This window comes from Uliginosibacterium sangjuense (genome assembly GCF_059132465.1).
In genome coordinates this window covers 378,215-399,232 of sequence record NZ_CP101132.1, presented here as the reverse complement: position 1 = coordinate 399,232, position 21,018 = coordinate 378,215, and the positions used below count along the sequence as shown (strand labels likewise).

Sequence of the window (21,018 nt, the reverse complement as noted above, 5' to 3'; positions counted from 1 at the left end):
GCCTGCCTGAATCAGCCCTCCCGCCCGTCCGGCCGCACGCGCAGCAACATCGGCGCGTACTTCCACAGGTACAAGGCGAAGCACGCAGCCCAGGCCGTCGCCGACACCATCAGCCCAACCCGATAGGCCTCCGGCCACATCAGCACGGGCAGCACGCGCGTCAGCAGCGCGACTTGCAGCAACAGGTAGCAGGCCAGCTCGACGGGGCCGCTGACCAGCATGCGGCCGGTATGGCCCAGCGCGGTGCGCGTGATCATGCCGAGGATCAGGCCGGCCATGCCGCCCACGGTGAGCAGGTGCAGCACCGGCGCGGCCGTGCCGATGCCCAGCCCGGCCAGGCCCAGCAAGGCCAGGGCCACGATGATCCAGCCATGCGACAGGTGCAGAATCCACAGCAGCGGCTTGCGCCAGGAGCCAAACGGACGCCAACCCCAGCAGCGCAGCGCCTGCGCCACGGCAGCGAGCAGCGCCAGCGGGCTGAGCCATGCCGCCGGAGCGTCCAGGGCCCAGGCCAGCAAGCTCGCGGCGGTCAGCAGCACCGCCGCCCACTCCAGGGCGGGATGACGGAAAGTCGTGAGCTTCAAGGCATTGGCCGTGAAGCTGGGCACGATGCGCCCGGCGATCACCGTCTCCAGCACGGTGATCAAGGCCACCGCGAGATGCAGGCCGGTGATCGGTGACACCGCCCACCAGCCGGCGCTGCCGGCGTGCACCACCAGGTTGGCGACCGTCAGCAAGCCCAGGATCAGCAGCAGGAAGTAATTGCGTGCTTGGTGCACCTTGAACAGGCGTTGCGCCAAGGGCACCGCCGCAACGGGCAGGAACGCCAGGTCCAGCAGCGCAGCCAGCCAGTGCGGTCCGCTCAGCAGCGCCACACGCGCAGCCAGCCATAGCGCCGCCAGGGCCGCCAAGGGCAGACCGCTGGGGGTGTCGAGCCCGGTCCAGTTGCGCACTGCGGTGAACAGGAAACCGACGATCACCGCGCACGCGAAGCCGAACACCATCTCATGCCCGTGCCACAGCAGCGGCGGCAAGACCGGCGAGAGCGTAGCGTGGCCGACGAAAAGGCCGATCCACAAGGGAACGAACAGCACCGCCAACGCGGCGGCCAGCAGGTAGAAGGGGCGAAAGCCCAGCGCGAAAGGCGCCCAGCCGGTAGGCGGGGTGCGCGGTTTCACGCGCGGCTCATCGAGGCGGATCAAGGGCATTGTGGTTCTCCTAGGGGGAACCCACATTGTCCGGAGCAGGTCGGGCCGGCTGCCTTGCCCCGAGTCAATTTTCCGCCCGCGCAACAAAAAGCCCGCACGCGGCGGGCTTCATCAGGCCGGCTCCGAAGACTCAGGCCTTTTTCACCCAGGCCATGCACCAGCCCTTGCCCGCCACCAGCTTATCGCCAAACGCGCTACAGGAGGCGCTGGCATCGGTCGGCTTGCCCTTGAAGAGCATGCAGTTGTTGCACAGGTTGCCAGCCTTGAAGGTGGGGTACTTCTTGGCATCGACCTTGGTCGCGTCCTCCTTGTAACCCAGGGCCACGGCGGTGGGGTCGTTCTCGAGCAGCTTGGCCTGGGCACAGGCCAGGCGACTGCCCAGCAAGCCCAGTCCCAGAACGGGAACGGCGGTCAACATGAATTGGCGACGGCTTTGCATGTGGATTACCTCGGTGATGGTCAGGAAAGCAATAACCCATTCCACTGAATGGGTATTCGGCGCACACCCTAGCGCCAAATGCGGCGCCGGACAATGCGCGCTACTACATAGAGGCCTTGCGAGCGCAGCAATACGCAGCCCCGATTGGAGAGCGCCGCCGGTCACAAAGTTGCAGGCACTTGCCCGCCGGGCACGCCTCTGCGATGCTGCCGCCCCGTTGCTGCACACCCCGCCACGCCATGAAGACCGCCTTCCGCTACACCCGCAATGCCCTGCTGGCCCTGGTCCTGCTGGTGCTGGCCTGGCATCTGTGGCTGCTCGCCCAGTTGTTGTGGTGGAACTGGAACGCTCCCGGCTCGACCAGCTTCATGGAGATCCGCCTTGAGGAACTGCGCGACAAGGACCCGAAGGCCCAGTTGCGCTACCAGTGGGTGCCCTACGAAAAAATCTCGGCCAACCTGAAGCGCGCGGTCATCGCGGCGGAGGACGACAAGTTCGTCGACCATGAAGGCTTCGACTGGGAAGGCATCCAGAAAGCCATCGAGAAGAACCAGAAGAAGGGCCGGGCCGTCGCCGGCGGCTCCACGATCAGCCAGCAACTGGCCAAGAACCTGTTCCTGAGCCCCTCGCGCAGCTATCTCCGCAAGGCCGAGGAAGCGGTCATCACGCTGATGATCGAGACGCTGTGGGACAAACAGCGCATCCTGGAGGTGTATCTGAACGTGGTGGAATGGGGCAATGGCGTGTTCGGTGCCGAGGCCGCAGCGCGCCGGTATTTCGGTGTTTCCGCCGCCCAGCTCTCGACCGACCAGGCCGCGCGCCTGGCCGTCATGCTGCCGAACCCGCGCAAGTACGAGAAGAACTACTCGCCACGCCTGGCCGCACACGCTGCGCGCATTCAGGGACGCATGCGCTACAGCGAAATCCCGTAGGGTGGAACTCCGAAGGAGGTTCCACCGGCCGCCGTCGGGCGGCTCGTGATCCTCATCGAAGGCACATGGCGGAACCTCCTTCGGAGTTCCGCCCAACTCAAGTCCCCGTCAATGCCACCCGCGCGGCCGCAATGGTCGCCGCAATATCCGCCTCGGTGTGCGCCGCCGACACGAAACCCGCCTCGAAGGCCGAGGGCGCCAGGTAGTGGCCGGCTTCCAGCATGGCGTGGAAGAAGCGGTTGAAGCGCTCGCGATCCGAAGCCATCACGTCGGCAAAGCTGTGCGGCAAGGCCTGGCTGAAATAAACGCCGAACATGGCGCCGACAGACTGCGCGCACATCGCGACACCGGCGTCCTTGGCCACCCGATTGAAGCCATCCACCAATTGCTGCGTACGCGCCACTACGCCCTCGTAGAAGCCCGGCTCACGGATCAGGCGCAGCGTGGCCAGGCCCGCCGCCACCGCCACCGGACTGCCAGACAGCGTACCCGCCTGGTACACCGCGCCCAGCGGCGCGATCTTCTGCATGATGTCGCGGCGGCCGCCGAAGGCCCCGACCGGCATGCCGCCACCGATGATCTTGCCCAACGTGGTCAGGTCCGGGGTGATGCCGTACAGGCCTTGCGCGCCGCGCAGGCCGACGCGGAAGCCGGTCATGACCTCGTCGAAGATCAGCACCGCGCCGTATTGTGTACACAGCGCACGCAAGGCATCCATATAGGCCTGCGAGGGGCGCACCAGGTTCATGTTGCCGGCCACCGGCTCGATGATGACGGCGGCGATCTCCTGGCCGCGCGCCGCGAACAGTTCTTCCAGCTTCGCCTGGTCGTTGAAGTCGAGCACGATGGTGTGCTTGGCGAAGTCCGCTGGCACCCCACCCGAGGACGGGTTACCGAAGGTCAGCAAGCCAGAGCCAGCCTTGACCAGCAAGCTGTCGGCGTGGCCGTGATAGCAACCCTCGAACTTGACGATGGCATCACGCCCGGTGAACCCGCGCGCCAGGCGGATTGCGCTCATCGTCGCCTCGGTGCCGGAGGACACCAGGCGCACCATCTCCATACTGGGCACCAGTTGCGTCAGCAACTCGGCCATCTCGACCTCGGCTTCGGTCGGTGCGCCAAAGGACAGGCCCAGCGCTGCCGCGTCCTGCACCGCCCGCACGACCTCGGGGTGGGCATGGCCCAGGATGGCCGGGCCCCAGGAGCCCACGTAGTCCACGTACTGCTTGCCGTCGGCATCCCACACATGGGCACCTTGGGCGCGCGCCAGGAAGCGCGGCGTACCGCCGACCGAACGGAAGGCACGTACCGGTGAATTGACGCCGCCGGGAATGGTCTGCTGTGCCCGGGCGAACAGGGTTTCGTTGCGACTCATGGAAGCGCTCTCCGGAAGATCAGGCGTACAGGGCAGCGAAGCGCGCCGCCTGCGCGCATGCATCGTCTGCCGCATAGATATCGGTGATGACAGCCAGCCAGTCGGCCCCGGCCGCCACCAAGGGCGCCGCGTTGTCGGCCGTGATGCCGCCGATGCAGGCGACCGGCAGCCCCAACTCGGCTTTGGCGCGACGGATCAGCGCTGGGTCGGCGGCCACGGCCTGCGGCTTGGTGGGCGAGGGATACATCGCACCAAACGCGACATAGCTCGCACCCGCCGCAGCCGCCTGCTGGGCGCGTGCAAACTCGTTGTAGCAGGAAGCGCCGATGATGAAATCCGGCCCCATCGCCGCACGCGCTGCCGCGAGTTCGCCATCCTCGCGCCCCAGATGCACCCCGTCAGCCGCGCACTGGCGGGCCAGATCCAGCTCATCGTTAACGATCAGGCAGGCATCGAAGTCTTGGGTCAGGTCGCGCAGTGCGCGGGCCTGCGCCAGGCGCAGGGGCGCGTCAGCCGCCTTGTTGCGGTACTGCACCCACACGGCACCGCCACGCAGGGCCGCCTCGGTGGCCGCCAGCAGGCGCGGCGTGTCATTCCAGTCCGGCGTGACGAGGTAGAGACCGCGGCGCATGTTCAGCGCGAATAGAAGCGGTTGGGAATGCTCTGCCCCATGCCGATGCGCAGGGCATGGGCCAGCGTGTTCCAGGTGTACTCCTGCGCCGCCCGCACCGCCTCCTGCATCGGCATGCCGCGCGCCAGCATCACCGCGATGGCCGACGCCAGCGTGCTGCCGGCGCCAAGGAAGCTACCCGGCAGGCGCTCCCAGGAATCGGTGCGCACCACGCCATGCACGTCGTACAAAGTGTTCAGTACCTTGGCGGTCGCCTCGTGCGCCCCCGTCACCAGCACATGATCAGCGCCCAGTTCGATCAGATGGCGGGCGCAATCGGCCAAGGGCAAATCTTCCCCGTCGCCGTCCTCTTCCGCCTCTTCCTGCGCCAGTCGGCGCGCCTCCATGCCGTTCGGCGTGAGGATGGTGGTCAGGGGAAGCAGCAACTCGGTCATCGCCGCCAGCATCTCTTCGTCGGCCAAGGGGTCACCGCTGGACGCCACGATCACCGGGTCGTACACCACCGGCACGTCCGGATAGTCAGCGATCACCTCGGCCACCGCGGCCACGTTCTCCACGCTGCCCAGCGCGCCGAGCTTGAACACATCGACCCGCACATCCTCCAGCAACACACGCGCTTGATCGACCACCCAATCGTCATCCACGGCCTGGATGTCATGAATGCTCGCCGAATCCTGCAAGGCGAGCGTGGTGAGCACGGATAAGGGATATGCGCCCAAGGCCGCAATGGTCAGCAGGTCAGCCTGGAGTCCCCCACCACCGGTCGGGTCGGACGCTGCAAACGTCAGCACGACCGGCGGCGCGGCCGAAGAAACTGGCAGATTCATGAAATTTGCGTATGCAGGGGTAAACGCTGACGTCGCCGTGGGCGGTGAAGCGCATCGGAAAAATGCGCTAAGATCGGCCGCAGTTTAACTGAAAAGCCTGCTCCCATGAGCGATAGCGCGACCGCCCAGTTCAAGACCTGGATGTGCCTGACCTGCGGCTGGATCTACGACGAAGCAGTGGGCAGCCCGGACGAGGGACTGCCCCCGGGCACCCGCTGGGAGGACGTCCCGCTCAACTGGACCTGTCCCGAATGCGGAGCGCGCAAGGAAGATTTCGAACTCGTCGAAATCTGAGTTAAGACATGGACGCAACTTGACGTTACTGCATAATGCAGCGGCAGTCGTGATACCGGGGTGACGTCAGGCTGTCAGGAATGGAGTCCGGAAGCGGGCAGGAATCCGGATCGGATATTGAGAACAGGAGTACTGCGTGGCCGAAGCACTCGACGTCTCCAACGTCAAAGTAATGGTGATCGATGACAGCAACACGATTCGCCGCAGTGCAGAAATTTTCCTCGCTCAGGCCGGCTACCAGGTCTTGCTGGCCGAAGACGGCTTCGACGCCCTGTCGAAGATTGCCGACCATCTGCCTGACCTGATCTTTGTCGACATCATGATGCCGCGCCTGGATGGCTACCAGACCTGCGCACTGATCAAGAAGAATCCCCGTTTCGCCGCCACCCCCGTGATCATGCTGTCGTCCAAGGACGGCCTGTTCGATCGCGCGCGCGGCCGCATGGTTGGCTCCGACGAGTACCTGACCAAACCCTTCACCAAGGACAGCCTGCTCAAGGCCGTCTCTGCCCATATCGCCGCCCGTACCCAGAAGTAGCCGCAAGAGGTCACACATCATGCCTATCAAGAAGATCCTGGTTGTCGACGATTCGCCGACGGAACGCTTTGCATTGAGCGAGTTCCTGGCCAAACAGGGGTTCACCGTGGTCACCGCCGAAAATGGCGAGGACGGGGTCGTCAAGGCCAAGGCCGAGCAACCCGACCTGATCCTTATGGACGTAGTCATGCCCGGCATCAATGGCTATCAGGCCACCCGCACCATCTCGCGCGACGAAGCCACACGCCACATCCCGGTCATCATGACGACCAGCAAGGATCAGGAGACCGACAAGATCTGGGGCATGCGCCAGGGGGCCTTCGACTACATGACGAAGCCGCTCAATCACGATGAGCTGATGAAGAAAATCCAGGCAATCGGCTGAACGACGAAGCGGAGCCCGCACACCATGGCGAAACGAATCAGTCTGCGCGAGTTCCAGCAGGATCTGACCAAACGGCTCACGGAAATCAAGAGCTCGGGCCGCCGCGCCGCCCTGCTGGCCGTCAACGCCGGCAGCGACAACTGGCTGGTCGACCTCACCGACGCGGGTGAAATCATTGCTGCACCGCAACTCACTCCCGTCCCGCTGACGCATCACTGGTTCCGCGGATTGACCAACGTGCGCGGCAATCTCTACAGCGTGGTCGACCTCGCTGCCTTCTGCGGCGAGGGCGTCACCACGCTCAACGCGGATTCGCGCATGATGCTGATCGGCACGCGCCACGGCCTGAACACCGCGCTGCTGGTATCGCGCGCGCTGGGCCTGCGCAACCCTGAGGACTTCGAGTCGGACGACGAATACATCGACAACCGGCCGTGGGTCGCTGGCGCCGTGCGTGACACGCAGGGACGACAATGGAAAAAACTGGTGGTCCGCCCCTTGCTGGCGGATGCCCGCTTTCTGGATGCGGCGGCCGACTACCGCTGACACCGCACAATAACCGCACTGACAAACGATAAGTCTGCACCTGGAGTCTTCGCATGGCACTGAAACTATTCGGTCGCAAGTCCCCGACGGGCAATACGACGGTAATGCCTGAGGGTACTGACAGCACCATCATGGACAACGCCACCGTCATGGAAGGCTCGCAGTTCTCGGTCACCAAGATCCGGCGCAAGCTGCCCTGGCTGGGCAGCAAGCCGGTGTCCGAGCAGCTCAAGATTCTGGGTATCGCCTTCGGCGTGTTCACCGCCGTCGCGGTGACGCTGACCTACTTCCAGATTCGCAACGCCAGCCGCGGCACCGCCTTCGTGTCGGCGGCCAGCCAGATGGGTACCCAATCACAGCAGCTCGCCAAGGCCGCTCAGTTGGCCGTGACCGGCGGCCGCACGGGCTTCTCCGAACTGAAGGAGTCGCGCGAACGATTCGCCAGTCTGCTCGCTGCAGTCAGCCAAGGGGGCGAGGTTGACGGCACCGCGGTGCCGGCCAGCCCCGGCGTGGTCAACACCCAGCTCAAGGAAGTGCAGGACATCTGGGAAAAGGTGAACAAGGACGCCACCCAGCTTGCCAGCCAACAGGTGAACATCACCCGCCTTGGCACCGCCGTGGCCAACATCAACAACAACAATGCGCAGTTGCTGGACTTCGCGGAACAGGTGGCAGCCTCCAAGCTGCAACGCAACGCACCCGCCGCCGACATCGCAACCGCCAACCAGATCGTGATGCTGACCCAGCGCATGGCGAAGAACGCCAACGCGCTGCTGGCCGCCGAGGCGGTGGAGCCGGAAGAAGTGTTCCTGCTCGGCAAGGACTCCAACACCTTCGGTGAGCTGATCGAGGAAATCAGCGCCAAGACCGGCGACGCCGACATGCAGGAAAAGCTGGAGGGCCTGAAGAAATACTCGACCCGCCACCTGCTGGCCGTGGGCGGGATCTTGAGCAACGTGCAACTGCTGGTGCAAGCCAAACGCGCCGGCGCCCAGATCTTCCAGAACTCGACCTCGCTGCTGACGGCCACCGACCAACTGTCCCAGGCTTACAAGAACGCCTATACCGGCTTCAGCGCCCTGATTGGCGCGATCATCGTGTTCGCCCTGCTGTCCCTGATCACGCTGGCCCTGTTGGCCTGGACCTACGGCGACGATATCGCGGCCCGACGGGAGGAGGCCGAAAGCCAGCGCGCCTCGGCGGAAGCAGACAAGAACGCCACCCAGCAGGCCATCTTGCGCCTGATGAACGAAATGGGCGACTTGGCGGATGGTGACTTGACGATCCGCGCCACGGTGACGGAAGACGTGACGGGCGCCATCGCCGACTCGGTGAACTACACGATTGAAGAACTCTCGGTGCTGGTGCGACGAATCAACGACGCCGCCAGCCGGGTGACGCAGGCCACCGAATCCGCCCAGCGTGTATCGGGCGAACTGCTTGACGCATCGGAACGCCAGTCGCGCGAAATTCAGCAGGCCGGCTCGCAGGTGCAGGAAATGGCCCGCCAGATGAACGCGGTATCGACCAACGCGCTGCAGACCGCGCAGGTGGCCCGCCGTTCGCTGGAAGCCGCGCGCAAGGGCGCCGACGCGGTGCAGGACTCGATCAAGGGCATGAACGAAATCCGCGAGCAGATCCAGGAGACCTCCAAGCGGATCAAGCGCCTCGGCGAATCCTCGCAGGAGATCGGTGAAATCGTGGAACTGATCTCCGACATTACCGAGCAGACGAACGTGCTGGCCCTGAACGCTGCCATTCAGGCAGCATCGGCGGGTGAAGCCGGGCGCGGTTTCACGGTGGTTGCGGAAGAAGTGCAGCGCCTCGCCGAACGCTCGGCGGAAGCGACGAAGCAGATCGCGGCGATCGTGAAGACGATTCAGACCGACACACAAGACGCCGTGGCCGCCATGGAAAACTCGACGCGGGGCGTGGTGGAGGGAGCCAAGCTGTCCGACGCGGCCGGTCAGGCACTGTCCGAGATCGGCGACGTGTCGGTGGAAATGGCCACGCTGGTCGAGAAGATCTCGGCCGACACGCAGCGCCAGGCTTCGGTGGCGACTGATGTGGCCGAGTCGATGCGCGGCATTCTCGCCATCAACGAAGCCACGACGCGCGGCACGCAGCAGTCTGCGGTGTCGATCGGTCAGTTGGCCGACCTCGCGGTAGAACTGAAGGGCTCGGTGTCCGGCTTCAAGGTCTGACCCCAGCACAGCCTGCATAGCACATGTCGAACCGACCCCGCCCTACTTCGCACCCTGTGGTGCCTACCGGTGGTGAGTCCTGCAGAGGCAATGAATGAGCCCGACGAACGACTTTGATATCGGACCGCTGTCCTGGGTCAAATCTGAGATCGACGCGACGCTGAATCGCGCGCGCGAAAGCCTGGAGGAATTCCAGCGCAATCAGGAATCACGCGAACCCCTGCGCTTCGCCCAAGGGCACATGCACCAGGCCAGCGGGGCGCTGTCGCTGGTCGGCCTGGATGGCGTGGCGCAATTCGCGGAAGCCATCGACAAGTTGCTGTCTGCCCAGGTGGCGGAAGAAACCAGCCCGCCTGCCGAGCAGATCACCCTGGTGCTGCGCGGCATCGCGGTACTGGCCAACTACCTCAACGAGTTGATGGCCGGCGCCACACACCAACCGCTGCGCCTGTTCCCGGTCTACCGCGAACTGGTCACCGCACGCGGTGGCGAGGAACCCGTTCAGTCCGAGCTGTTCTTCCCCGACCTGTCGGCACGCCCGGTGCTGGCGCAGCAGGCAGCACCGCAGTCGGCGGAGCGTACCGCGCACGAGTTGCGCCTGTTGCGCGGCCGCTTCGAGAAAGGCCTGCTGGCCTGGATCCGCAAGCCAGCCGAGGCAACCGGTCCCACCGAGATGCTGGCCGCCGTACGACGCATCGAACAAATTTCCGCCCTGCCCGCGACACGCGCGTTCTGGTGGGCGGCCATCGCCTACTTTGAAGGCCTTGCCCAGCGCGCCATCGCGCCGGATCGCCAGGCCCACCGCCTGTGCCGCCGGATCGACACACAGATGCGCCGCCTCATCGAAGGCTCGCAGATCGTCGCCGAACGCCTGGTCCGCGACGTGCTGTACTTCGTGGCCGCACACAAGATTCAGAGCGAGCACGCGGAAGCTGTACGCAAGGTTTACGCGCTCGAAAAACTGTTGCCCTCCAGCGCCAACGCAGCCCTGTCCGACACGCTGCGCCAGCCGGTCGTGCTACGCGTGCGTGAGTCCCTTGAGCACGTGAAGGAAGCCTGGAACCGCTTCTGCGCCGGCGCTGCAGTCGCCCTGCCTGTCTTCCAGGAACAACTGGAGGAGCTCACCAACCGGGCACGTCCGCTCAAGCTGCAGGCGGTAGACCGCCTGCTCGACGCGATGCTGGCCTTGGCCGACTGGCTGCGTAGCGATCCCTTGCGCTACAACGACGAACTCGCGATGGAAGTCGCCACCGCGCTACTTGTGTTGGAGCAGGTTGCCGACTCCCCGGCCTACGACCAGGATCTGCTGACCCGCCAGGTCGACCTGCTGTGCGCCATCTACACGGCTCGCCAGAACGGCAACCCGCCGCCCGCACTGGACGACGGCTTGTTCGGCGAAGCCTCCCAGCGTGCGCAGGAACGCCTGTTCTTCAACCAGTTGGCACGCGAGATTCTGACCAACCTGGGCCAGATCGAGCAGACCCTGGACGCCTTCTTCCGCAACCCGGCGGCCCAGCGTGAATCGCTGCCCGGTTTGTCCAGCCCGCTCAAGCAGATCGAAGGGGCCTTCTCGATGCTGGGCGAGGCCTCGGCCGCCCAGTTGGTGCGCAACGCAGCCGCCGAAATTGCCGGCATGGCAGGCAGCAGCGACGCTCCCCCGCAAGAAGCCTGCGAGACCCTGGCCCACAACTTGTCCGCACTGGGTTTCTATGTCGAAGCGCTGAAGGGGGGACCGGCGCAGCTTGAGCGCTTCCTCAACCCGGAAGCGAAGGCGCCGGAAGCCGAAATCGTCGCCTCCGCGGAGACCGTAGAAGCGCAGCTTGCACGCGAGACGCGCGAAACGCACAGCATCGCCGAAGCACTCAAGGACGCCCCGGAAAACGATGCTCTGCGCCAGCAACTGGTGAGCAGCCTCGAAGCGATCCGCGAAGACGCCCACCTGCTCGCCAACAGCGAGCTGGAGCAACAGACCAAGGACGCTATCGCCAGCATCAAGGCCGGCGGCGACATCCTGCCCGGACAACTGGACGTGGCCCTCGCCGGCGTGGTGCCGGCGGCGGCACCACAGCCCTCGGAAGAGGCTGCGCGGCTGATGCAGGCCAGCGCAGAAGAGCTGGACAAAGAACTACTCGAAATCTTCCTCGAAGAAGCCAACGAGGTCGTCGCGACGCAGAGCGAAAGCCGCCACGCAGCCGCGCGCAACCCTCACGATGTGGACGCGCTGACCACGCTGCGTCGCGGCTTCCACACCCTCAAGGGCTCCAGCCGCATGGTGGGCCTACAGGACTTCTCGGAGGCGGCCCGCCACGTCGAAATGGCGATGAATCGCTGGCTGCAACTGGAGAAGGACGCCAGCAGCGAGATCCTGTCACTGATCGACACCGGCATCATGGTGTTCACGGCCTGGGTCAAACAGCTCGAAGCCGGCGGTTCGCTGTGGTACGACGCCAGTGCTCTGATCGCCCAGGCGCAGACCTTGCTGTCCTCGCTCGACGTGCCACCAGGGGAGGACAGTCCGCCCATCCCTAGGTTTGGGGTCGCGGCCGCCCCCGTAATCGCAGCGGCCGCAGAAGCCCTCGCCAGCCCCGCCCCCCAGGAGCAGGATGCAGCGCTGGATGAGCTTGATTTCGACCTTGACGCCGGCGACGAGGAAGTGGTTGACGTGGAAGCCACCTCGCTCGCCTTCGACGCCTTCGAGGTCGAGGAGGGGGCCGAGGTCGACGCCCTCCCGAGTACACCGAGCACGCCACCCGCTGAGCCGGAATACCTCTCCTCGCTGGAGGCCACGCGCCTCGATGCCGACGCCTTGCGTGCCTTCGAGGCCGACGCCCCGGACATCTCCGCCGCCCCGCTGATGCCCGAGCTGGATCTCAACGCCACCCATCTGGAAGGTGGGTTGACCGCCCTGGACGGCGGAGCCGACGAGCTCAAGGAGATCGACCTCACCGCCACCCTGATGGATGGGGACCCGCTGTTCGCCGGCGGACTGGACTTTGAGCTGGGAGGCGACGACGAGCCAGCCGCTGCGCCGCAGGCGGTCGAGACGGTCAACGAAGAAGACATCGGACTCGAGGAAATTGCAGGCGACCTGGTCACCACCTCGCTGGACTTCGACCTGCGCGGAGAACAAGAGGAAGAGGAACCTACCGACCTCGGCGAAGCCCCCATTGTCATGGAAGCGCCAGCCGAGCCGGACGAATCCGCCGACGAACCCGCAGTCCTGACCGACATCGTCGAACCGCAGGCACTTGCCGCCAGCGAGCCCACCGCGAGCCCCGTCGAGCCGCCGGCCCCCGCCAGCAAGGACGAAGGCCTGGAGGTCGTCTCCATTGAGGACGAGCTCGACACCCGCGACGAGGATCTGCCGGTCCTGGACCTGAGCATGCTGGGCGGCGTCGCCCCGCTGGCCGTGGCACACGCCGAAATGGCAAGCGAGCCCGCCCCCGCCGACACGGAAGCCGAACCCACCGGGGAAAGCGCCGAAGCGCAGAGCGACGTCGGCACGGCCGACAGCGAGGTCAGCATCGGCAGCATCATGCTGTCACGCGCCCTGTACGACCTTTATCTCGCCGAAGCCCGCCAGCACATCGGCAGCCTGCAAGAGGAGCAACTGCGCCTGCGCGGCAGCCCGCTGCACGTGCCGCAGGCCCCGGCGATCCGTGCCGCCCACACCCTGGCGGGCATCTCCGGCACTGCGCGCATGGAACCGGTCCTCGCGCTGTCGCGTGCGCTGGAGCACGCCCTGCACCGCTTTGAAGAACTCGCGATGGCACCGGACACGGTGCAGTCCGAGGTGATGTACCGCACCGTGGACGCCCTGGAGCAGATGGTCGATGCCATCGCCGAACGCCAGGAACCGGTGCCGGAACCCGACCTGGTCGCCCAGCTCGAAGCCCTGTGGCCGCATGAGCCCATCCCTGCCGTGAGCATGGCGGCACCAGCCGAGCCTGTCGCGGTGATCCTGCCCGACTCAGCCATCGGTGAAGCGGAGGAAACGGGCAGCAAGCTTGAGGACGACCTGGACGAGCAACTGCTGCCGATCTTCTTCGAGGAAGCCGATGAGCTGAACCAGGAAATCGGCGTGCTCCTGCGCCAGATGAGGGCCGATCCGGCCGACCAGGCCTCCGCCCAGGCGCTGGCCCGCGTCTATCACACGCTCAAGGGCAGCGCCCGCATGGCGGGCGCCATGCGTCTGGGCGAATTCGTGCACGGGCTCGAGACTCGGCTGGAGCAGGCCAGCAGCCACAAGCAGGTCGATGCCGCCGTGGTCGACGAGCTGGAGCATGGTCTCGACCAGATCGGCACCATGATCGAGCTGCTGCGCAACCCCGCGGCCACCCCGGCGGAACAGCCGGCGCTCGAACAAGTCGCCGCGACGCCCGATGCGCTGGGCGCCCAGATCGAACGCGAGCCTGGCCAGACGCCGGCGATCCTGCTGCAACAGCCCGAGCCGCTCGCGCTGGTGGAAGACGATGCCCTGCAGGCCGTGCGCTCCCTGGTGCGCGTGCGCGCCGACATGGTCGACCGTTTCGTCAACGAGGCAGGCGAAATCTCCATCGCGCGCACCCGCGTCGAAGGGGAGATGCGCACGCTGCGCCGCTCGCTGCTGGACCTCACCGACAACGTGATCCGCCTGCGCAACCAGTTGCGCGAAGTGGAAATCTCGGCCGAATCGCAGATGCAGTCGCGCATCGCCGCGGCCGAATCGCAGCACGCCAACTTCGACCCGCTGGAGTTCGACCGCTTCACGCGCCTGCAGGAAATCACGCGCATGATGGCCGAGTCCGTCGGTGACGTGACGACCATCCAGCAGAACCTGCTGCGCAACCTCGATTCGGCTGACGCTGCGCTGCATGCGCAGGGGCGCCTGTCGCGCGACCTGCAGCAGGCGCTGATGGGCGTGCGCATGGTGCCCTTCGAGGACATCGCCGAACGGCTCTACCGCGTCGTGCGCCAGACCGCCAAGGAACTGGGCAAGCGCGCCAACCTCGACATCCGCGGCGGACGCATCGAAATCGACCGCGGCGTGCTGGACAAGATGGTGGCGCCGATCGAGCATCTGCTGCGCAACGCCATTGCCCACGGCATCGAGATGCCCGCCGACCGCGTCGCCGCCGGCAAGGCCGAGATCGGCCAGATCACCCTGACCCTGACCCAACTGTCCAACGAAATCGCGCTGGACATGCAGGACGATGGGCGTGGTCTCAACTTCGAGCGCATCCTCGCGCGCGGCCGCTCAGTCGGTCTGGTCGGCGCCGACGAATCGCCCAGCGAAGGTCGTCTCACCCAACTGATCTTCGAGCCCGGCTTCTCAACCGCCGAGACCATCTCCGGCATCGCCGGGCGCGGCGTCGGCATGGACGTGGTCAAGAACGAAACCCTGTCGGTCGGTGGCCGCATCGACACCAGCACCACGCCGGGCCAGGGCACGCGCTTCCTGATCCATCTGCCGCTCACCCTGGCCGTCACCCAGGCCCTGCTGGTGCGCAGCGCCGAACGCACCTACGCGATTCCGTCCAACATGGTGGAACAGGCGCTGGAGCTCAAGGAGCCCGCACTGGAAGCGATGCGCGCGCAAGGCTACGCCGAGTGGAAAGAGCAGCGCTACCCGCTGCGCTACCTGCCGCGCCTGCTGGGCGACCGCGAGACGCAGGCGATCCAGAGCCGCTTCCACTGGGTGCTGCTGCTGCGCGCCGGCAACGAGACGCTGGCGCTACAGATCGACGAGTTGCGTGGCAACCAGGAAATCATCGTCAAGAACGCGGGGCCACAGTTCGTGCGCCTGCAGGGCTTCACTGGCGCAACCGTGCTGCCTGACGGCGAGATCTCGCTGATCCTGAATCCGGTGGTACTGGCCTCGCGCGGCTCCGCCGCCGAGGATGAACTGGCGGTCGATGCCCGCTACGCCGCCGCGGTGCAGGAAGAACGCGTGCCCACGGTCATGGTGGTCGACGATTCGCTGACCGTGCGCAAGATCACCAGCCGCCTGCTGGAGCGCGAGGGCTACCAGGTCGTCACCGCCAAGGACGGCGTGGATGCGCTGGAGCAACTGGTCGACATGAAGCCGGATGTGATGCTGCTCGATATCGAGATGCCCCGCATGGACGGTTTCGACCTCGCCCGCAACATTCGCGCCGACGAGCGCCTGCGCAGCATCCCGATCATCATGATCACCTCGCGCATGGCCGACAAGCACCGCAACTACGCGTTCGAGATCGGCGTCAATCACTACCTCGGCAAGCCTTACCAGGAAGAGCAATTGCTCGAACTGATCGCCGACTTCGTTCGTCAGCAGCGCTGAGTCCCACCCTTCCTGTCTCGCGCCCGCCCCGGGCGTGAGACAGTTCCTGTTCGTGGCGCGTGCACACTCGCCGCGCTTACTTCGAAGGGGGTCGCTGGGGTAGAATTCCGCCCTTCGCCCTCCCCTTTCCGCCCGATGCAATTCGCCGGCATCCGCTTGAAAAACAACCTGTTTGTCGCACCCATGGCGGGCGTGACGGACCGTCCTTTCCGCCAGCTTTGCAAGAAGCTGGGGGCAGGACTCGCGGTGTCGGAGATGGTCACCTCAAACGCCTTGTTGTACGGCAGCAGCAAGACCCAGCGCCGCGCCAACCATGCTGGCGAGGTGGACCCGATCTCGGTACAGATCGCCGGCGCCGACCCGCAGATGATGGCCGAGGCGGCCCGCCACAACGTGGCCAACGGCGCGCAGATCATCGACATCAACATGGGTTGCCCAGCCAAGAAGGTATGCAATCTGGCCGCCGGCTCCGCCTTGTTGCGCGACGAAGCCCTGGTCGGGCGCATTCTGGATGCAGTCGTGGCGGCAGTACCCGAGGTGCCAGTCACGCTCAAGTTCCGCACCGGCTGGGACCGCAGCAGCCGCAACGCAACCGCCATCGCGCGCCTGGCGCAGGAAGCCGGCATCCGGTTGATCGCGATCCATGGCCGCACACGTGCAGATCAGTACATGGGCGAGGCCGAGTACGACACCATCGCCGAGGTAAAAAGCCGGATCGCCATCCCGGTCATCGCCAATGGCGACATCGACTCGCCGCGCAAGGCCCATAGTGTGCTGGCCTACACCGGCGCAGACGGTGTGATGATCGGTCGGGCGGCGCAGGGCAGGCCGTGGATCTTCCGCGAGATCGAGCACTTCCTGCAGACCGGCGAGGAATTGCCTCCCCCCGAGGTGAGCGAGATTCATCGCGTGTGCCGAGAACACCTGGCTGACCTGTACGCCTTCTACGGAGAAGTCAGCGGGGTGCGCGTGGCACGCAAGCACATTGCCTGGTACACGAAGGGACTGGCCGGCTCCAATGCCTTCCGCCAGGCCATGTACCAGTTGGAAAGCGCCGGCGCGCAACTGGACGCGCTCGACGCTTTCTTCGCCGAACAGGCCGCGCAAGGCACGCGGCTACAGTACCACCACAATAACGACGGGGAGGGGGCGCAAGCCCTCGCAGCATGAGCAACAACAACGAAATCTCCACCTGCGTGTCACGCGCACTCGACCGCTACTTCGCCGATCTTGACGGCGAGGCACCGGCCGGCGTCTATGACATGGTGCTACGCCAGGTCGAGCGTCCGATGCTCGAATCGGTCATGCGCCGGGCCAATGGCAACCAGTCTCAGGCGGCCTTGATCCTCGGCATCACGCGCAACACCCTGCGTCGCAAGCTGACCGAACACGGTCTGCTGTAAAGCCTCACTCCCATTCTTTTCAGGCACTTCCCATGAAAGTCACCCAAGCCCTCCTCAGCGTTTCCGACAAAACCGGCGTCGTCGAATTCGCGCGCGAACTGGCAGCCCTCGGCGTCACCCTGCTGTCCACCGGTGGCACCGCCAAGGCCCTGCGCGACGCTGGTCTGCCCGTCACCGATGTCGGCGACTACACCGGTTTTCCCGAAATGCTCGACGGCCGCGTCAAGACCCTGCATCCCAAGGTGCATGGTGGCATCCTGGCGCGCCGTGACCTGCCTGAACACCTGAGCACGATTGAAGCCAACGCCATCCCGCGCATCGACCTGGTAGTGGTGAATCTCTACCCCTTCCAGGCCACCGTGGCCAAGGCAGGCTGCTCGCTCGAAGATGCGATCGAGAACATCGACATCGGCGGCCCGACCATGGTGCGTGCCGCAGCCAAGAACCATGGCAGCGAGGCCGGTGGCGTGGGGATCGTGACCGACCCGGCCGACTATGCCGGCATCATGAAAGAGCTGAAGGGCAATGCCGGCGTGCTGAGCTACAAGACGCGCTTCGAGCTGGCGCGCAAGGCTTTCACCCACACTGCGCGCTACGACTCCGCCATTGCCAACTGGCTCACCGCCGTCGATGCCGACAAGCTGGAGCCGGCCGCTGCACCGACGCGCGCCGAGTACCCGACTCGCCTGCAACTGGCCTTCGACAAGGTGCAGGACCTGCGCTATGGCGAGAACCCGCACCAGACCGCAGCCTTCTACCGCGACCTGGCGGCCCCGGCCGGCGGCATTGCGGGTTACACGCAATTGCAGGGCAAGGAACTGTCGTACAACAACATCGCCGACTCCGACGCAGCCTGGGAATGCGTCAAGGCCTTCGACCCCGCCACCCCGGCCTGTGTGATCGTCAAGCATGCCAACCCCTGTGGTGTGGCCCTCGGCGCCAATGCCGAGGAGGCCTACCGCAAGGCCTTCTCGACCGATCCGACCTCGGCCTTCGGCGGCATCATCGCCTTCAACACCACGGTGGACGCGGTCGTGGCCGAGGCTGTCTCGGCACAGTTCATGGAAGTGCTGATCGCCCCGGACTACACGCCGGAAGCGCTGGCCCTGCTGGCCGTGAAGAAAAACGTGCGGGTACTGACCTGCGCCCTGGGCCGCGTGACGCAGACCGACTACAAGCGCGTGGCCGGTGGCCTGCTGGTGCAGACCTATGACGACGCCGTGCTCAACACGGCCGATCTCAAGGTGGTGACCAAACGCGCTCCGACCGACAAGGAGCTTTCCGACCTGTTGTTCGCCTGGCGCGTGGCCAAGTATGTGAAGTCCAATGCCATCGTCTACTGCAAGGACGGCATGACCGTGGGCGTGGGCGCCGGCCAGATGAGCCGTGTCGATTCCGCGCGCATCGCCAAGATCAAGGCGGAGAACGCCGGCCTCGCCATCCCTGGTTGCGTGGTCGCCTCGGACGCCTTCTTCCCCTTCCGCGACGGCCTCGACGTACTGGCACAGGCCGGTGCCACCGCGGTGATCCAGCCCGGCGGCTCGATGCGCGACGCGGAGGTCATCGCCGCCGCCGACGAACAGAACGTCGCCATGGTGTTCACCGGCTTCCGTCATTTCCGTCACTGATATGAAGATTCTCGTCATCGGCTCCGGCGGCCGCGAACACGCCTTGGCCTGGAAACTGGCCCAGTCGCCCCGCATCCAGAAGGTTCTCGTCGCCCCCGGCAATGCCGGCACAGCCACTGAACCCGGCCTGCAGAATGTCCCTGCCAACAGCATCCCCGAGTGGATCGCACTGGTGAAACAGGAAGGCATCGGACTCACCGTGGTCGGCCCCGAAGCGCCGCTGGCTGCGGGCGTGGTCGATGCCTTCCGTGCCGAGGGTCTGCCGATCTTCGGTCCGACCCGGGCGTGCGCCCAGCTTGAATCCTCCAAGGATTTCGCCAAGCAATTCCTGGTTCGCCATGGCATTCCGACTGCCAAGTACCAGACCTTCAGCGACGCCGCGCAGGCCCACGCCTACATCGACGCCGAAGGCGCCCCCATCGTCATCAAGGCTGACGGCCTGGCCGCCGGCAAGGGCGTGGTGGTGGCGATGACGCCGGACGAGGCGCACGCCGCCATCGACATGATGCTGGTCGGCAACAAGATGGGCGACGCGGGCGCGCGCGTGGTCATCGAAGAGTTCATGCAGGGCGAGGAAGCCAGCTTCATCGTCATGGCCGACGGCCGGAACGCGCTGGCGATGGCGACCAGCCAGGACCACAAGCGCCTGCTCGACGATGATCAGGGCCCCAACACCGGCGGCATGGGCGCTTATTCGCCGGCACCCGTCGTGACGCCTGACGTGCATGCCCGCGTCATGCGCGAGATCATCCGTCCGACACTCGCCGGCATGGCTGCCGACGGCCTGCCTTACAGCGGCTTCCTGTACGCCGGCCTAATGATCGACGAGGCCGGCGCGCCACGCGTAGTGGAGTTCAACTGCCGCTTCGGCGACCCCGAGACCCAGCCCATCATGATGCGCCTCAAGAGCGATCTGGTGGACCTGATCGAAGCCGCACTGGCCGGCAAGCTGGACGAGGCCGAGGCCGAGTGGGACCGCCGCGTGGCTCTGGGCGTCGTACTCGCGGCGGGCGGCTACCCCGACAACCCGCTCAAGGGAGACGTCATCCGCGGCCTGGACCATGTTGCAGAAGACGTGCATGTGTTCCACGCCGGCACGACGCAACACGGCGACGCCATCGTCACCGCCGGTGGTCGCGTGCTGTGCGTCACCGCGCTGGGAGACTCGGTGCGCGAAGCGCAGACACGCGCCTACGAAGCCTGCAGCCGCATCGGGTTCGACGGCATGCAGTACCGCCGCGACATCGGCCACCGCGCCATCAAGCGCTGAACAGGAGGCCCTGCATGTCACTCAGCGAGCAAGTACGCAGCTACCTGCTGGACCTCCAGCAACGCATCGTCGCCTCGCTGGAGACTTTTGACGGCCGCCCCTTCCGCACCGACACCTGGGAGCGCCAGGGCGGGGGTGGCGGCATCACCCGCGTGATCGAGGACGGTCACTTCTTCGAGCGCGGCGGAGTGAATTTCTCACACGTAAAGGGCGACCAGTTGCCACCCTCGGCCAGTGCCAGTCGCCCGGAGCTCGCCGGTGCTGCCTTCGAGGCCATGGGCGTGTCCCTGGTCCTGCACCCGCGCAACCCGTACTGCCCGACGGTGCACATGAACGTGCGCTTCTTCATCGCGCGCCATCTTGCGCGCGTGGACGAAGGACCGGAGCCTTCCCGCTTCTATGCCTCGCCGCGCCGCCTCAGGGCCAACGCCGAGGAAGAGGAGCGCCCCGGCAACACGCTGCCGCGCATGGAAGCCGGCCAACCCGTCTGGTGGTTCGGCGGCGGCATGGACCTCACGCCCTACTACCCCTTCGAGGAAGACGCGCGCCACTTCCACGACGTCTGCCGCAAGGCCGTGTCACCCTTCGGGCCGGATCTCTACCCGCGCTTCAAGCACGGGTGCGACGAGTACTTCTTCCTCAAGCATCGCAACGAGGCGCGCGGCATCGGCGGCCTGTTCTTCGACGACTACAACGCGCAGGACTTCGAGCACAGCTTCGAGATGACGGCCAGCGTGGGCGACGCCTTCCTCGACGCCTACCTGCCCATCATCGAGCGCCGTCGCCATCAAGCCTACGGCGAGCGTGAACGTGACTTCCAGGCCTATCGACGCGGTCGCTACGTGGAATTCAACCTGGTGTGGGACCGCGGCACGCTGTTCGGTCTGCAGTCCGGCGGGCGCACTGAATCCATCCTGATGTCGATGCCGCCCAACGTGGCCTGGCGCTACGACTGGCAGCCCGAGGCGGGCAGCCCGGAGGCGCGCCTGTACACCGATTTCTTGCCGCCCCGCGATTGGGTCTAGGCGCTTGGTCGC

Annotated in this window: 17 protein-coding genes; 12 read left to right on the top strand and 5 right to left on the bottom strand. The window is 65.7% G+C overall.

Going from position 1 to position 21,018, the window contains the following annotated elements:
- Window positions 1–11: 11 nt before the first annotated feature.
- The gene (locus NMB43_RS01850) at window positions 12–1,208 is read right to left on the bottom strand and encodes an NnrS family protein (RefSeq protein ID WP_494350457.1); all 1,197 of its coding nucleotides are present in this window, start codon (window positions 1,206–1,208) and stop codon (window positions 12–14) included.
- A gap of 130 nt (window positions 1,209–1,338) precedes the next feature.
- Window positions 1,339–1,647 carry a high-potential iron-sulfur protein gene (locus tag NMB43_RS01845; protein WP_494350456.1) on the bottom strand — a complete coding sequence of 103 codons (309 nt, stop codon included), beginning with the start codon at window positions 1,645–1,647 and terminating at the stop codon, window positions 1,339–1,341.
- Between the two features lie 239 nt (window positions 1,648–1,886).
- On the opposite strand from NMB43_RS01845, the gene mtgA reads away from it, so the two are divergent.
- On the top strand, window positions 1,887–2,579 hold the full coding sequence (mtgA, locus tag NMB43_RS01840) for a monofunctional biosynthetic peptidoglycan transglycosylase (protein WP_494350455.1): 693 nt from the start codon (window positions 1,887–1,889) through the stop codon (window positions 2,577–2,579).
- A gap of 97 nt (window positions 2,580–2,676) precedes the next feature.
- On the opposite strand, the gene hemL is transcribed toward mtgA, so the two are convergent.
- From hemL to thiD, 3 genes are read right to left on the bottom strand one after another with little or no spacing between them, the layout of a single operon-like run.
- A complete protein-coding gene (hemL, locus tag NMB43_RS01835) occupies window positions 2,677–3,954 on the bottom strand; it encodes a glutamate-1-semialdehyde 2,1-aminomutase (RefSeq protein ID WP_494350454.1) in 1,278 nt (425 codons plus the stop codon).
- A 19-nt stretch (window positions 3,955–3,973) separates the two neighbouring features.
- Window positions 3,974–4,585 carry a thiamine phosphate synthase gene (gene thiE, locus NMB43_RS01830; protein ID WP_494350453.1) on the bottom strand — a complete coding sequence of 204 codons (612 nt, stop codon included), beginning with the start codon at window positions 4,583–4,585 and terminating at the stop codon, window positions 3,974–3,976.
- Between the two features lie 2 nt (window positions 4,586–4,587).
- On the bottom strand, window positions 4,588–5,412 hold the full coding sequence (gene thiD, locus NMB43_RS01825) for a bifunctional hydroxymethylpyrimidine kinase/phosphomethylpyrimidine kinase (RefSeq protein ID WP_494350452.1): 825 nt from the start codon (window positions 5,410–5,412) through the stop codon (window positions 4,588–4,590).
- Window positions 5,413–5,553: 141 nt separating this feature from the next.
- Between thiD and NMB43_RS01820 the strand changes: the two genes are divergently transcribed.
- The 11 genes from NMB43_RS01820 (at window position 5,554) to hemF (ending at window position 21,006) form a co-directional block, all read left to right on the top strand.
- Window positions 5,554–5,706 (top strand): rubredoxin, encoded by a 153-nt coding sequence (locus tag NMB43_RS01820; protein WP_494352098.1) that lies wholly within the window; start codon window positions 5,554–5,556, stop codon window positions 5,704–5,706.
- A gap of 172 nt (window positions 5,707–5,878) precedes the next feature.
- Window positions 5,879–6,244, top strand: a complete 366-nt coding sequence (gene pilG, locus NMB43_RS01815; protein ID WP_494352097.1) for a twitching motility response regulator PilG — start codon at window positions 5,879–5,881, stop codon at window positions 6,242–6,244.
- A 19-nt stretch (window positions 6,245–6,263) separates the two neighbouring features.
- Window positions 6,264–6,629 (top strand): response regulator transcription factor, encoded by a 366-nt coding sequence (locus tag NMB43_RS01810; protein WP_494350451.1) that lies wholly within the window; start codon window positions 6,264–6,266, stop codon window positions 6,627–6,629.
- A gap of 24 nt (window positions 6,630–6,653) precedes the next feature.
- Complete coding sequence (locus tag NMB43_RS01805) at window positions 6,654–7,175, top strand: chemotaxis protein CheW (protein ID WP_494350450.1); 522 nt, start codon at window positions 6,654–6,656, stop codon at window positions 7,173–7,175.
- Window positions 7,176–7,228: 53 nt separating this feature from the next.
- Complete coding sequence (locus tag NMB43_RS01800) at window positions 7,229–9,379, top strand: methyl-accepting chemotaxis protein (RefSeq protein WP_494350449.1); 2,151 nt, start codon at window positions 7,229–7,231, stop codon at window positions 9,377–9,379.
- 94 nt (window positions 9,380–9,473) lie between these two features.
- Complete coding sequence (locus tag NMB43_RS01795; protein WP_494350448.1) at window positions 9,474–15,680, top strand: hybrid sensor histidine kinase/response regulator; 6,207 nt, start codon at window positions 9,474–9,476, stop codon at window positions 15,678–15,680.
- A gap of 135 nt (window positions 15,681–15,815) precedes the next feature.
- The gene (gene dusB / locus NMB43_RS01790; protein WP_494350447.1) at window positions 15,816–16,850 is read left to right on the top strand and encodes a tRNA dihydrouridine synthase DusB; all 1,035 of its coding nucleotides are present in this window, start codon (window positions 15,816–15,818) and stop codon (window positions 16,848–16,850) included.
- Window positions 16,847–17,083 carry a helix-turn-helix domain-containing protein gene (locus NMB43_RS01785; protein ID WP_494350446.1) on the top strand — a complete coding sequence of 79 codons (237 nt, stop codon included), beginning with the start codon at window positions 16,847–16,849 and terminating at the stop codon, window positions 17,081–17,083. The genes dusB and NMB43_RS01785 overlap by 4 nt, the downstream gene beginning before the upstream one ends.
- A 32-nt stretch (window positions 17,084–17,115) precedes the next feature.
- A complete protein-coding gene (purH, locus tag NMB43_RS01780) occupies window positions 17,116–18,711 on the top strand; it encodes a bifunctional phosphoribosylaminoimidazolecarboxamide formyltransferase/IMP cyclohydrolase (RefSeq protein WP_494350445.1) in 1,596 nt (531 codons plus the stop codon).
- A 1-nt stretch (window position 18,712) separates the two neighbouring features.
- Window positions 18,713–19,981: a phosphoribosylamine--glycine ligase gene (gene purD / locus NMB43_RS01775; protein ID WP_494350444.1), complete on the top strand. Its 1,269-nt coding sequence runs from the start codon at window positions 18,713–18,715 to the stop codon at window positions 19,979–19,981.
- A gap of 14 nt (window positions 19,982–19,995) precedes the next feature.
- Window positions 19,996–21,006: an oxygen-dependent coproporphyrinogen oxidase gene (gene hemF / locus NMB43_RS01770; RefSeq protein WP_494350443.1), complete on the top strand. Its 1,011-nt coding sequence runs from the start codon at window positions 19,996–19,998 to the stop codon at window positions 21,004–21,006.
- The last annotated feature ends 12 nt before the right edge of the window (window positions 21,007–21,018 follow it).

Bases quoted from the DNA above. Each gene is read 5' to 3' on its own strand.
- NMB43_RS01850 (WP_494350457.1), bottom strand. From the start codon at position 1,208: ATGCCCTTGATCCGCCTCGATGAGCCGCGCGTGAAACCGCGCACCCCG.
- NMB43_RS01845 (WP_494350456.1), bottom strand. From the start codon at position 1,647: ATGCAAAGCCGTCGCCAATTCATGTTGACCGCCGTTCCCGTTCTGGGA.
- mtgA (WP_494350455.1), top strand. From the start codon at position 1,887: ATGAAGACCGCCTTCCGCTACACCCGCAATGCCCTGCTGGCCCTGGTC.
- hemL (WP_494350454.1), bottom strand. From the start codon at position 3,954: ATGAGTCGCAACGAAACCCTGTTCGCCCGGGCACAGCAGACCATTCCC.
- thiE (WP_494350453.1), bottom strand. From the start codon at position 4,585: ATGCGCCGCGGTCTCTACCTCGTCACGCCGGACTGGAATGACACGCCG.
- thiD (WP_494350452.1), bottom strand. From the start codon at position 5,412: ATGAATCTGCCAGTTTCTTCGGCCGCGCCGCCGGTCGTGCTGACGTTT.
- NMB43_RS01820 (WP_494352098.1), top strand. From the start codon at position 5,554: ATGTGCCTGACCTGCGGCTGGATCTACGACGAAGCAGTGGGCAGCCCG.
- pilG (WP_494352097.1), top strand. From the start codon at position 5,879: ATGGTGATCGATGACAGCAACACGATTCGCCGCAGTGCAGAAATTTTC.
- NMB43_RS01810 (WP_494350451.1), top strand. From the start codon at position 6,264: ATGCCTATCAAGAAGATCCTGGTTGTCGACGATTCGCCGACGGAACGC.
- NMB43_RS01805 (WP_494350450.1), top strand. From the start codon at position 6,654: ATGGCGAAACGAATCAGTCTGCGCGAGTTCCAGCAGGATCTGACCAAA.
- NMB43_RS01800 (WP_494350449.1), top strand. From the start codon at position 7,229: ATGGCACTGAAACTATTCGGTCGCAAGTCCCCGACGGGCAATACGACG.
- NMB43_RS01795 (WP_494350448.1), top strand. From the start codon at position 9,474: ATGAGCCCGACGAACGACTTTGATATCGGACCGCTGTCCTGGGTCAAA.
- dusB (WP_494350447.1), top strand. From the start codon at position 15,816: ATGCAATTCGCCGGCATCCGCTTGAAAAACAACCTGTTTGTCGCACCC.
- NMB43_RS01785 (WP_494350446.1), top strand. From the start codon at position 16,847: ATGAGCAACAACAACGAAATCTCCACCTGCGTGTCACGCGCACTCGAC.
- purH (WP_494350445.1), top strand. From the start codon at position 17,116: ATGAAAGTCACCCAAGCCCTCCTCAGCGTTTCCGACAAAACCGGCGTC.
- purD (WP_494350444.1), top strand. From the start codon at position 18,713: ATGAAGATTCTCGTCATCGGCTCCGGCGGCCGCGAACACGCCTTGGCC.
- hemF (WP_494350443.1), top strand. From the start codon at position 19,996: ATGTCACTCAGCGAGCAAGTACGCAGCTACCTGCTGGACCTCCAGCAA.